At 47.6% G+C, this 12,204-nt stretch carries 10 protein-coding genes; 9 read left to right on the forward strand and 1 reads right to left on the reverse strand.

The genetic code is table 11. From position 1 onward, the window contains the following. Nucleotides 1-7 precede the first annotated feature (7 nt). The 9 genes from EFA47_RS04950 to EFA47_RS04990 all read left to right on the forward strand — a co-directional run bounded on the left by EFA47_RS04950 (nt 8) and on the right by EFA47_RS04990 (nt 11,716). Entirely contained in the window at nt 8-1,825 is a 1,818-nt protein-coding gene (locus EFA47_RS04950) for an ABC transporter permease (protein ID WP_122644412.1), read from the forward strand. 380 nt (nt 1,826-2,205) lie between these two features. Beyond that, the gene (locus tag EFA47_RS04955; RefSeq protein ID WP_122642248.1) at nt 2,206-2,883 is read left to right on the forward strand and encodes a recombinase family protein; all 678 of its coding nucleotides are present in this window, start codon (nt 2,206-2,208) and stop codon (nt 2,881-2,883) included. Between the two features lie 417 nt (nt 2,884-3,300). Next, nucleotides 3,301-5,601 (forward strand): transglutaminase domain-containing protein, encoded by a 2,301-nt coding sequence (locus tag EFA47_RS04960; protein WP_122642249.1) that lies wholly within the window; start codon nt 3,301-3,303, stop codon nt 5,599-5,601. Nucleotides 5,602-5,672: 71 nt separating this feature from the next. Then, complete coding sequence (locus EFA47_RS04965; RefSeq protein WP_122642250.1) at nt 5,673-7,082, forward strand: MBOAT family O-acyltransferase; 1,410 nt, start codon at nt 5,673-5,675, stop codon at nt 7,080-7,082. Between the two features lie 11 nt (nt 7,083-7,093). Continuing rightward, nucleotides 7,094-8,509 carry an alginate O-acetyltransferase AlgX-related protein gene (locus EFA47_RS04970; protein WP_164689927.1) on the forward strand — a complete coding sequence of 472 codons (1,416 nt, stop codon included), beginning with the start codon at nt 7,094-7,096 and terminating at the stop codon, nt 8,507-8,509. 11 nt (nt 8,510-8,520) lie between these two features. Further along, complete coding sequence (locus tag EFA47_RS04975) at nt 8,521-9,411, forward strand: hypothetical protein (RefSeq protein WP_122642252.1); 891 nt, start codon at nt 8,521-8,523, stop codon at nt 9,409-9,411. 282 nt (nt 9,412-9,693) lie between these two features. After that, nucleotides 9,694-10,536 (forward strand): DUF5685 family protein, encoded by an 843-nt coding sequence (locus EFA47_RS04980; RefSeq protein WP_122642253.1) that lies wholly within the window; start codon nt 9,694-9,696, stop codon nt 10,534-10,536. Beyond that, nucleotides 10,533-11,186 (forward strand): J domain-containing protein, encoded by a 654-nt coding sequence (locus EFA47_RS04985; RefSeq protein ID WP_122642254.1) that lies wholly within the window; start codon nt 10,533-10,535, stop codon nt 11,184-11,186. Before EFA47_RS04980 ends, EFA47_RS04985 begins: the two co-directional genes overlap by 4 nt. Further along, the gene (locus EFA47_RS04990) at nt 11,177-11,716 is read left to right on the forward strand and encodes a hypothetical protein (protein ID WP_122642255.1); all 540 of its coding nucleotides are present in this window, start codon (nt 11,177-11,179) and stop codon (nt 11,714-11,716) included. The genes EFA47_RS04985 and EFA47_RS04990 overlap by 10 nt, the downstream gene beginning before the upstream one ends. Before the next feature lie 49 nt (nt 11,717-11,765). Here EFA47_RS04990 and EFA47_RS04995 read toward each other — a convergent pair whose 3' ends face one another. Beyond that, on the reverse strand, nt 11,766-12,137 hold the full coding sequence (locus tag EFA47_RS04995; RefSeq protein ID WP_122642256.1) for a VOC family protein: 372 nt from the start codon (nt 12,135-12,137) through the stop codon (nt 11,766-11,768). Nucleotides 12,138-12,204: the final 67 nt, after the last annotated feature.

Below are 12,204 nucleotides of genomic sequence, written 5' to 3' on the forward strand. Positions count from 1 at the left end.
GCATGGTATGACAGTTTATTATAGTATAAAGCAGATATTGCGCAGTCCATTAAAAAGCCTTCTGTTCTTTCTTCTGACTGGAGTATCAGCATTTCTGCTGGGGTTGGGGGCCAGCCTTTGGCATATAAGCCAGGAATCTATCCGGCAATTTGAAGATATATTTACAACCATAGGGACAGTGGAGCAGATAAAAAAGAATCCGCAGATCTATGAATACTGGGATGCTGAAAAGAAAGCTTATGAGTATTACAAAGGTGGGTCTTACGGGGAATGGATTGACGTGGATGTATTGAATTTCGACGGCGCACAGTATGTGCTGCCTCCAAGGCAGAGGCCCTATTTTGGTGCATATATTGAGGAACTGTACGAGGGTGTGGGGAATGCCAGGATGAATCTGATAGTGGAGGCGACGCCCCTTGAAACGGCGGCTGCGGACCATTCCATCCCAATGCGGGTAGAAAAGGTGATGGGAGGGGCCTTAAATGAAGGCGACATTATTTATATATGTGATCATACGAACCCAGAGCCGGAGATATTTGAGGCTGGAAAGACCTATATTATGCATCTGAATATGGGAACGTTTATCCACGGCACAGGGGCAGACGATGCGGTGACTTCTGAGTACTGGCCGGCCGGGTATGCCGTAGGGTCTACACAGTATACACTGGAGGGGGAATCTGTGCCAGACGCTGACGGATTAGAACCCGAGGACTGGTTTGATGAGGTGACAGAGGGGTTTTATGAGACGGACAGGGGGCAAAGATGGCTTCTTGCATCCCAAATACAAGAGTATTATAACCGTATGGCTGTTGTACAGCCTACAGACGGGACATTACTTCTGATGCCCTTTTACCGGGGGGAGACAGTAATTACGAAAGGAAGGGATATTACTCAGGAGGAATATAAAGAAGGGGCGGCGGTCTGCCTGATACCAGATACTATGGCGATGAGGCTGGGAAAGAATGTGGGGGATAAACTGAGGCTGCCCCTTTATTTTGCAAACTACCGGGATCCCCAGGGGAGCCATATGGGGAATCATTCTTTGCTTAACGCAGAGGGGGAACTGTTCTCTGTATTTGACGACCAGGAATATGAGATTGTAGGTATTTACACGGTGGAGGAGTTGATGGAAGATTCTTATAAGATAGGGGACAATGAAGTGGTGATACCCTGGAACGCAGTCCCAAAGGATTCGTGGAAGGATAACATAGCGGCCTTCGGCCCTATGCAGGGGGCCAATACGTCCTTCCAGATTCCAAACGGGTCTATACAGGAATATCTGGAACTCTGGGAGAAACAAGGGATTGAAGATTTAAGAATCACTTTTTATGACAAAGGTTATACTCAGCTAGAGGAAGGGATCGAAAACAGGAAACTCATGTCCTGGATATTTCTGGCCAGCGGATGTGTTATGTCGGCAATGATACTGCTGTTTTTCTCAAACTTGTTTATTACTGGCCAGGCTGAGAGGATTGCAGTGGAGAGGCTGTTGGGGAGGAGCAAAAAACAGTGTGCCAGATCCATTCTGTCAGGCATGGTTATACTGGCAGGGGCAGCAGTCATCATAGGAAGCGGGGCCAGTTTTGGGGCAACCCAGGCAGTTGCAGAGAAGGCGGATATTACAGAATCATTTGACAAAGAATTTAGTAATGCTTTAATAGATACTGCAGAAAAAGAGGAGGTGGATTTAGAGGGGCCCAGTGTAATTCTGGTATTTGTATCTGGAGGCGGGCTGTTTATGGCCGCCATCCTTATATTTTCCGCCTGTATGGGAGGAAGCCTGAAAAAGGAACCCCTGCAGCTTTTGGGGAAACTAGAAGAGTAATTTTATTCCCCCGGGCAGCGGCCAAGGAGACATGTTTACATGTCCTCTTGGCCGCTGCCGGGAGGGCCAAAAGGCCCCGATGCAGGCATCGGGGCCTTTGACTGAGGAAGAAGTCCTAGGCACAGGATTTCTTCCTTTTTCAATGCAAAACTTCTATCCACTGCCAGAAGGGCCGGCCTGGTTTCAGGAAGGGGCCGTATGAGGGTGCAGCCTGGGAAAAACCTGTAGGGCAAACCTGACTGTCCGGACAGGAGTCAATGAGGGCCTCCTATGGGCATACTTTTTATGCAAAAGTTTCAGATTTGCTATACTTGTCTTATTCTGCCGGAGGATGGATACATCCCCTGGGAGTAATATTTTGGAGTGTAGGAGGTTACATTATGCAGCATGAAACATACGGCTATATCAGAGTTTCCACAAAAGACCAAAATGAAGCACGCCAATTGGACGCATTGGCAAAAATGAAAATACCTTTATCAAATATCTATATTGATAAACAGAGCGGCAAGGATTTTGAACGGCCGGCATGGCAGGAGCTTGTGCACAGGCTGGGAGAGGGAAATCTTTTGGTCGTGAAATCTATAGACCGGCTGGGACGGAATTATGATGATATTCTGGAACAATGGAGAATTATAACAAAAGAAATACATGCAGATGTGCTTGTCCTGGACATGCCTTTATTGGATACAAGGATGAAAGAAAATAATTTGACAGGTACTTTTATTGCAGATTTGGTTCTTCAGATTCTTTCCTACGTGGCACAGACCGAGAGAGAAAATATCAGGCAAAGGCAGGCAGAGGGTATTGCGGCTGCAAGGTCAAGGGGTATAAGGTTTGGGAGGCCTGTAAAAGAAATTCCAGGCTTTGAGGTAATATATTTGTTGTGGAAAGAAGGGAGTATCACAGCTACAGAAGCCGCCGTACGCTGTGGACTGTCCAGGCAGGGATTTTATAAGCGGGTTGGAAGGTATGCAGACGGCAGGGACGGTGACGAGGGGATAGGGCGGCCGCCCTGCAATCCGTATGGTCCGCGTCTCCAAGAGAATACTGGCAGATAGGGCCGTATATAAAACCATGAAATCATGAATACCTTTGCTTACATATACCCAAATGACATCCCTTATTGAACAATAGTAGTCCAATAAGCATAACTTACCAATATATTTCTTTACAATATACCAATTATATTTTATAATTTATATGTATTTTTAGGCAAATTGTTCGTGAAGATACATATAAAAGTTTGTCAACTATTATGTACCTTGCTGGACGAAGTCTATCCGTCCAAAGGACATGTGTTAAGGGGTGCCCTTTGGGTGTACCTGATTGAACATTAGCAGTTCAATAAGTATGCATTATTTTACAGCTTTAGCCGTGAACTTGCCAGCCAGGCTAAGAGCGCGGGGGTTGTATCAGATGAATTTTTAGTAGGATACGAGGAAGAGAGTAAGGGATATGAGGGAGGAAAGTACAAGATGAGAAAACATAAGATCTGGAAAAAATGTCTGGGTATTCTTTTGACTTCATTTATGCTCATTCAGTGTGCCGTGCCAGTGTATGCTGAGGAAGGGGACGGCACTGACTTGGCGGGGCAGGACTCGGCGGCCATACTGCAAGAGGGGGGAACAGAGAGTACAGTGCCTGATGAAGCCGTTTCAGATCCTGGCAGCACAGTAGTGCAGAACCCTGGAGAGAATGAGAACTTTGACGGGCAGGGCGATGAGACGGAAATACCTGACAGCGCGCCTTCTGCCGATGGCGGACAGGCAGAGAGTGTTCCAAGTGAAGAAGGCGCCGGGACAGCAGCAGAAAATGAGGCTGAGGCAGGCGGGGTTACGGAGGCCGGAGAGGCCCAGGATCCCCAGAAAGCAAAGATCGGTGAACCGGAGTTATCTCAGGCTTCAGAGCCGGCTAAGCCGGTATTAAAATATTCCGCCCATGCACAGACCTATGGGTGGATGGACGAAGTATCCGACGGGGAGTCCGCGGGAACTACGGGCGAGAAAAAGCGCCTGGAGGCTGTCCGCATCCGTATAGAAGGACTGAGCCAGGGGACAGAGAATGGGACTGGCGCTCAGGCTGAGGCGCTGACGGGTTCCGTTGAATATAAGACACATTCCCAGACAGTGGGATGGAAGGATTGGGTGTCAGACGGGGCCGTAGGAGGAACCGAGGGCATGGGCAAGCGTCTGGAGGCCATCTGTATCCGGCTGACAGGGACTCTGGCAGAAAAATATGATATTTATTATAAAGTACACTGTGCAACATTCGGAGACCTGGGGTGGGCGAAAAATGGAGAGATGGCAGGCTCAGAAGGCTTTGCCAAATCAATCGAGGCGATCACCATCCGACTGATTGAAAAAGGCAGCCAGGATGCGCCGGAGCAGAGTAAAAGGAGTTACTTCACCCCGAGTGATATGGGGAATGTCACCTATACATCCCATGTGCAGACTTATGGATGGATGCAGTCGGTTGCAGACGGCCAGATGAGTGGGACTACAGGCCAGAAAAAGCGTATGGAGGCCATGAAGATTTACTTATCTAACCCTGCTGGTGAAGACGGGGTTCCCTTAGAAGGCGGAATTACATACCGCGCCCATTCTCAAAGTTATGGCTGGATGGATTGGGTCCAGGAAGGGGAAGTTGCCGGCACGGAGGGCAAAGGCAAGCGCCTGGAAGCGTTCCAGATACAGCTTACGGGCCAGATGGCAGAGCAGTATGACATTTATTATAAAGTGCATTGTTCTACCTGGGGAGACTTAGGATGGGCAAAAAACGGAGAGACTGCGGGCACCACGGGCACAGCCAGATCCATAGAAGCGCTGGAGATCCGGCTTGTCAAGAAGGGCAGCAGTGACGCCCCGTCAGGAGGCGGGCGCCCTTCCATCGAAGATACGGGCGTTGGGACACTGACTTATGAGCCGTGGATAGGCGTAATCGGATGGAACGGAGCCGTGACAAGTCCGGCGGAGGCAGGCACCACTGGCCAGAAGAAGAAAATAGAGGCAATTAAGATGCAGCTTGACGGCAGCCAGTTCGAAGGAGGCATTACATACCGGGCATATATGCAGAGCACCGGATGGCAGGACTGGAAGTCAAATGGAGAGATTGCGGGGAGCACCACTGCCGGCAAGAGGCTGGAGTCCTTTGAGGTTAAGCTGACCGGTGAGCTGGAAAAATACTGTTCTGTCTATTACCGCGCCCACGTAGAGAAATATGGATGGCTTGGATGGGCGAAGAATGGGCAGACAGCAGGCACACAGAACTGTAGCTACAGAGTTGAGGCCATACAGGTAGTGATCACCATGAAGACAGCGGCGGCGCCTGGGAGTACATCAGGATATTTCCAGGACACAATCTATCTTCCGAGATATAATAACGCTATTGACACCATTATCAACGAGGCGGGCACAGATTTGTATTCCTGTTATTCATGGGTTGTAAATAACCTTTCGTATCAGACGCTGCCGATTCCCATGGATCCTCCGGCTGGATATACAAGGGAGGAAGGCTATGCTATCTATGCCGTGGAGAACCGCCGTGGAAATTGCTACTGCTATGCCGCCGCGTTTGCAGGAGCGGCCAAACGGCTTGGCTTCAGTGCACGGTATATTGAGGGCGGCGTAGGCCTGGCTGCCGGAGGTACAGGCCCCCACAGCTGGGTGGAGATAGATATTGACGGGACCACATATGTCTGTGACCCGGAGGCAGAATATGAACTAGGAGGAAACTTCTACATGGTAACATATGGTTCAGCCAGGTTAAATTATCAATAAGGATTTAGAGAAGAAGGCGGCTATGTCTGTTTATACAGGCATAGTCGGCCTTTTTAAGGAGAACAATAGTTATGGTATTTAGCTCAATGGTATTTTTATGTGTTTTCCTTCCCACTGTTTTTCTGCTCTATTATATGGTACCTGGAATAAGGGCAAAGAATATTCTGCTGATTGTATTCAGCCTGATGTTCTATGCTTATGGCGAGCCAGTATATGTTTTACTGATGATAGCAAGCACCCTGATGAATTACATATTCGGGCGATGTATTGAGGGCAGCGGGGAGAAAGGGAGAAAAGCATGGCTGGCGGTTACAGTTATTGTAAACCTGGGAGTCCTGGCTGTATATAAATATGCGGATATGTTCATCAGCAGTGTGGACAGCATATTTGGCCTGGATATTCCCCTTCCTGGAATCGAACTTCCTATTGGGATTTCCTTTTTTACGTTTCAGGCAATGTCCTATGTGATTGATGTATACCGCTGTGAGGTAAAGGCCCAAAAAAGTTATTTGAATGTACTGCTGTACATTTCTTTTTTCCCACAGTTGATTGCAGGGCCCATTGTAAAATATCACGATATACAAAATCAGATAGACAAAAGGAGCGCTTCGATTCCCGGAATTGCCATGGGACTTCGGCGTTTTATAATGGGTCTGGCCAAAAAGGTGCTGATTTCCAATGTGGCTGCTGCAGCGGCAGATGCTGTCTTTAGCGCCTCTGCCGGGGAGATAAATATAGTCTCTGCCTGGATCGGGGCGGTGGCTTATATGATGCAGATTTATTATGATTTCAGCGGTTACAGTGATATGGCAATCGGGTTGGGGCATATGTTTGGGTTTACATTCCTGGAGAACTTCAGGTATCCATATGTTTCCGTAAATATCCAGGAGTTCTGGAGGAGATGGCATATCTCCCTTAGTACCTGGTTTAAGGAGTATTTATATATTCCCCTTGGAGGGAACCGCAAAGGGCGTGTGCGCACCTGCTTAAATAAGCTGATCGTGTTTTTTGCTACAGGCTTATGGCACGGGGCAAATTGGACGTTTGTGGTATGGGGACTTTTTCATGGGTTCTTCCTGCTGCTGGAAGAATGGCTTCCAGTTAAGAAGCTGCCTAGAATATTGGGGCATATCTATACCCTTTTGATCGTATGTGCTGGTTTTGTCATGTTTAGGGCGGACACGCTGGGGCAGGGTTTATATGTGATCGGGCAGATGTTTACCGGATACCACTTTGAGCATGAAGCTGTGGTTTTAGGACTGAACCAGCTGACCCCGCTCTTTGTGGCTACAATGATGGCTGCAGTTATTTTTATGTTTCCTGTGAAAGAAGTGCTGGAGAGTAAGAAGAACCGGGCAGGGAAGAATGCCAGGCAGTTTTGGGAAGGGGCAGGATATGTGGGAAGCATGGTTCTGTTGGTATTATCCGTGATGGCCTTGGCAGGCGGGACATATAACCCGTTTATTTATTTTAGGTTTTAGAAGGGATGGACATGAATAAAAAAATATTAACTGTCTATATCATCGTGGTATTTCTGCTTCTCATCCTGCCCTTTGCCGGTATGGGGGTAGCGCCCACCACACAGACTACAGAGAACAAAGAATTAAAGGAATTTCCTGTGCTTTTCAGTACTGACGGTGGTTGGAACCATAGGTTTTTGAGTGACATGGGGGAGTACTTTGAGGATCATTTTGCTTTCAGGCAGGAGTTGGTTTCCGCCAATGCCATCCTCAGGAGCAAGGTTATAAAGACCTCGCCTGAGAGCCAGGTCCTGCTGGGCAGCGGCGGATGGCTTTACTACTCGGAGACGACGGACGATTACCAGGGTACGGATATGCTTTCAGACAGGAGCCTGTATAATATTGCACATACCTTGTCCATGATGCAGGATATGACAGAGGCTCTTGGAAGTAAATTTTATTATACCGTTTCCCCAAACAAAAATTCCCTCTATGACGCACATATGCCCTATTATTATAAGAAAGGCAGTGAAAATAACCTGGACAGGCTGATGCTGTACCTGGCGGAGGAGGGGGTCAGCTATATTGACCTAAAGAGTGCATTCCTCAAAGAAGAGGAGGTTCTTTATCTGAAGCGGGATTCCCATTGGAATAACAAAGGGGCAGTGCTTGCCTATAATACTATATTGGACGCGCTGGGCAAAGAACATGAAAGCTATCTTAACATTCCCTATGAGGAAAATACAGATTACCTGGGGGATTTAAATACTATGCTGTATCCTCTGGGGGCCAAACCAGAACTTAACTATACATGGCTCAAGGAAGAAACATGGCAGTATACAAGTGAGGAGAAAGATGTGGAGGGAGACTGGATTTCCGCAGCAAATCCTCAAGGCACCGGTTCTGTCCTTATGTACAGAGATTCTTTTGGAAATACGCTGTTCCCTCTTTTTGCAGATGAGTTTGAGAATACATATTATACGAAGCTGGTTCCCTACAGCCTGGCAGACATAGTTCAGTATAAACCGGACTATGTGGTGGTGGAGAGGGTGGAGCGGCGGATTTCATCTATTATTGAGGAACCGCCCATTATGCAGGGGCCTGCTGTACAATTGAGTGCAAAAGAGACTGTAGATTCCGATACCAGTATTTCGACCCGGATGAATGGATCCTATTATATGGTGGAAGGGATTATAGATCCGGAATATATAGAAGAAAAGAGCCGGATCTATATATCTGTCTATCCGTCGGGGCAGCCTACAGGCATTGCATGGGAGGCCTATGGAACTTTGGCGGACTCAGAAGATCAAGAAAAGAGAGACTGTGGATATCAACTGTATCTGCTTGAAAAGAATATTCCGCAGGGTACAGATTTTGATATAGAGGTGATAGTTTCCGGACAAGGCGGGACCTACACAGTGCAAAAGAAAACAATCACAAACAAATAAGGAGAAGGAAAATGAAGAAGAAATTTTGGGGAATCCTGCTGGCGGCAATGTGTGTCTGTGTATTTATGGCGGGATGTACAAAGGAAGAGAAAGAGGAAAGCGCAGATAAGAAAGAAAAAAAAGAGACTGTAAAAGAAGTCCAGGAGAAAGAGTATGAGACTATCGGGAGTAAGGCCGAGGGGGCATATGAGGTTCTTATTACAAACGCGGCAGGGCAGGATATTACGGGCATAGCTGTTAAAAGTACAGATAAAACAGAATGGCCGGGGAATATGATTCCGTCAGGGAAGACATTTAAGAAGGATCAGACAGTAAGGCTGTATTATACCCCTGAGAAGGACAGCAATACAGCAGTAGCTTCTGATAAGGCGGTAAAACCTTCTTTTGATGTGAACCTGACACTTGCAGATGGAAAAACTTACCAGCTTTCTGGATTCCCTTTTGAGGACATGGAAGAGGTGTCAGTCAAAATTGCCGATGACGTTGCTTTTCTGGAGTATACAAGTAAGACTTCTAAGGAGCAGGTAAGTACGAAGGAGCAGGAACTTGGGCTGAAGGCGCAGAGAGAGCAGGAAGCGGCGGCAAGGGCAGCGGCGGAAAAAGCAGCGGCGGACACACAGGCAGCGGCAGATGCCCAGGCGCAGCGGAGGCCCAGGCAGCGGCAGCAGCAGAGAACCAGGCGGCAGCCAATGCCCAGGCAGCAGAGCCGCAGTATCAGGAATCCTACACAGAGCCAGACTACTCTCAGACTTATGAGGAGCCATATACAGAACCTGCGCCTGCGCCAGAGCAGAGTACAGAGAGCTGCCTTGGAGGTGCAGAACAGAGCACGGAAGGCTGCCTTGGAGGTGCAGAGCAGAGCACAGAAGGCTGTCTGGGAGGCGTGTAATAAAAGCGGCTGAAGGTATTGCCAAGGTGCAAGGGAGAGGGCGCCCTGCTGCATTTTTGCCAATTGGCCCACAGTTAAAAGGGCAGATACATACCGTGATAATAAAATATGAAGGATTCAATTCCGCCTATTCTAAAAGGACACTTTAGGGTAGGCGGTTTTCCATTGGATGTGACGGCAGAAAAATGAAATTTATATGTAATATCTTTGCAACTGTGCTATTTAATGCTATAATACCTTACATATGTGTAAAAAGGAGTAAATGTACTGTTTTGGTACATGATAATAATAAAGTATGTTTGGTTATGTGACGGTCTGCGAGCCTGAGCTTAAGGTAAAAGATTTAAAAAAATATAAAGCATATTACTGCGGGCTCTGCCATACGCTCAAGAAAAGGCATGGCGGACTGGGGCAGCTCACACTGACTTACGATATGACTTTTTTGATTGTCCTGCTGACCTCTCTGTATGAGCCTGAGACCACTATGATAAACTGCAGATGTAAGGTGCATCCGGTCAGGAAACAGGGGATGCTGTACAATGAGATTACATCTTATGCCGCGGATATGAATGTGGTGCTTGCCTATTACCATATGAGGGATAACTGGGCAGATGAAAAGAAAGCCAGTGGGTTGGCAGGCACCTGCGCTCTCAGGGGCAAGGTGAAGAAAGTGATGTCCAGATATCCCAAGCAGTGCCAGGCGGTCAGAAGGGAGCTTAGGGCGCTGTCGCTGTGCGAGAAGGCAGGGCAGGCAGATATTGACAAGGCGGCTGGATGCTTTGGCAGGCTGATGGCAGAGCTGTTTGCCTACCGGCAGGACCAGTGGGAAGGCCGCCTTAAAAGAATGGGGTTTTATTTAGGCAAGTATATATATATTATGGATGCCTATGAGGATTTAGAGAAGGATGTAAAAGAGGGCTGCTATAACCCGCTGAAAGAGATATCCTTAAAAGCTGGGTACGAAGACCGGTGCAGGGAAATGCTCTGTATGATGATAGCAGAGTGCAGCGCAGAGTTTGAAAAACTGCCATGCCTGGAAGATGTGGACATTATCCGCAATATATTATATGATGGTGTATGGACTAAATATCGGAAAATACAGGAACAACGCAGGAAAAGTGAGGAAGGACAGTTATGATGAAAAATCCATATGAGGTGCTGGGAGTCTCCCCCAACGCATCGGACGATGAAGTAAAAAGAGCTTACAGAGATTTGACAAGGAAATACCATCCAGATGCGAATGTTAATAATCCACTGGCAGATTTGGCTGAGGAGAAGTTCAAGGAAGTACAGGAGGCATATGATACAATTATGAAGGAGCGGGAGCAGGGCGCTTCCGGCAGTTATGGCTACGGATATGGCCAGTCTGCTGCAGGGGGATACCAGCAAGGTTCTTCATCTGGCAGTGAACAGAATGTAGAAATACAGGCCGCTTATAATTTTATCAATTCCAGGCGTTACAGGGAAGCCCTGAATCTATTGAGCCGTATGCCCAACAGGGATGCCCAGTGGTATTATCTGAGTGCAGCCGCCAATGCAGGGATCGGGAATAACATCCTTGCCAGGGACCATGCCGGGCAGGCCGTGAATATGGACCCCAATAATCCTCAGTACAGGCAGCTCTTAAATCAACTGGAGTGGAACAGCCAGCGTTACCAGAACAGTCCCTTTGGAGGCGGTTATGGGACAGGCGGAAGTTCCTGCGGGACAGGGAACCTGTGCTGTGACCTGTGGTGTGCGGATACACTATGCGAATGTATGGGAGGGGATCTTTGTTCATGCATATAAAGGCTAGGAAGATGGCTTTTGGAGGATTATTCCTCGCACTTACAATTGTGTGTATGGCACTGAGCAGTATTATAGAGACAAATACATTGTTTCTTCTTGCGGCCGCATCCTATTTTGTGGGGATTATCATCCGGGAAATGGGGTTGCGCACAGGGACTGCCTTTTATCTGGCTGCTGTTTTGTTAGGGTTCATAACAGCGCCGAATAAGTTTTATGTAGTATCATTTGCGGCTATGGGATTTTATATACTGGCTGGAGAAGCAGCCTGGAATGCGCTTGGCCGGCTGTCTGGGAAAGTGAACCGTAAAGTCCTGCTATGGATTATGAAATATTCAATATTTAATATTCTCTATATTCCGGCGGTACTATTGTTTGAACAGCTGCTTTTTGACAGAAGCCTTTCTCCGCTGTGGACAGCAGGGGTGATTGCAGCGGGACAGCCGGCGCTGTGGATATATGATATGGCATATGGATATGTACAGAACCATATATGGAATAAATTAAGGGGGCGCCTGATTTATGGGAAATAGGCATAATCCATAAATCAGACGCCTTTGCTGCGGCTTTAAACCGGGGGGATTAGTCTGCTTTACACAGACAGAGAGGATGTCCGGCGGGATCCAGCATAGTTGTGAAATTCTCTCCGCCGAATTGGGAGTTGGCCTTCACGGCGCCCAATTCCTCTGCCTTGGCAACCGCTGCCTCTACATCAGGCACAAGAAAATCAAAGTGAATTTGTTTTTGCTGCCTGCCCTCTTCTTCCGGCCATACAGGAGGTACATAATCCTCTTCCTGTACAAATACAAACATAACTCCATTTTCACTGATAACAGCCGGGTTGCCGAAAAGTTCTGTCTCTTTCCAGCCAAGAAGCCCTAGATAAAAGTCACAGAGCTTTCTGGAATCAGGGCAGTCAACAACAAGGTCTGCAAGACGTATTTCTGTTGCCATATTATGTTACCTCCTTAAAAATATTGGCGCTGCAGATTGGCCTGCCACCCGTCAGTAAGGGCAGATC

Origin of the sequence: Luxibacter massiliensis (assembly GCF_900604355.1) — a bacterium.
In the GTDB taxonomy this organism is placed as follows: Bacteria; Bacillota; Clostridia; order Lachnospirales; family Lachnospiraceae; genus Luxibacter; species Luxibacter massiliensis.

Excerpts from the sequence above, each read along its gene's own strand:
- EFA47_RS04950 (WP_122644412.1), top strand. The coding sequence starts at position 8 with ATGACAGTTTATTATAGTATAAAGCAGATATTGCGCAGTCCATTAAAA.
- EFA47_RS04955 (WP_122642248.1), top strand. The coding sequence starts at position 2,206 with ATGCAGCATGAAACATACGGCTATATCAGAGTTTCCACAAAAGACCAA.
- EFA47_RS04960 (WP_122642249.1), top strand. The coding sequence starts at position 3,301 with ATGAGAAAACATAAGATCTGGAAAAAATGTCTGGGTATTCTTTTGACT.
- EFA47_RS04965 (WP_122642250.1), top strand. The coding sequence starts at position 5,673 with ATGGTATTTAGCTCAATGGTATTTTTATGTGTTTTCCTTCCCACTGTT.
- EFA47_RS04970 (WP_164689927.1), top strand. The coding sequence starts at position 7,094 with ATGAATAAAAAAATATTAACTGTCTATATCATCGTGGTATTTCTGCTT.
- EFA47_RS04975 (WP_122642252.1), top strand. The coding sequence starts at position 8,521 with ATGAAGAAGAAATTTTGGGGAATCCTGCTGGCGGCAATGTGTGTCTGT.
- EFA47_RS04980 (WP_122642253.1), top strand. The coding sequence starts at position 9,694 with ATGTTTGGTTATGTGACGGTCTGCGAGCCTGAGCTTAAGGTAAAAGAT.
- EFA47_RS04985 (WP_122642254.1), top strand. The coding sequence starts at position 10,533 with ATGATGAAAAATCCATATGAGGTGCTGGGAGTCTCCCCCAACGCATCG.
- EFA47_RS04990 (WP_122642255.1), top strand. The coding sequence starts at position 11,177 with ATGCATATAAAGGCTAGGAAGATGGCTTTTGGAGGATTATTCCTCGCA.
- EFA47_RS04995 (WP_122642256.1), bottom strand. The coding sequence starts at position 12,137 with ATGGCAACAGAAATACGTCTTGCAGACCTTGTTGTTGACTGCCCTGAT.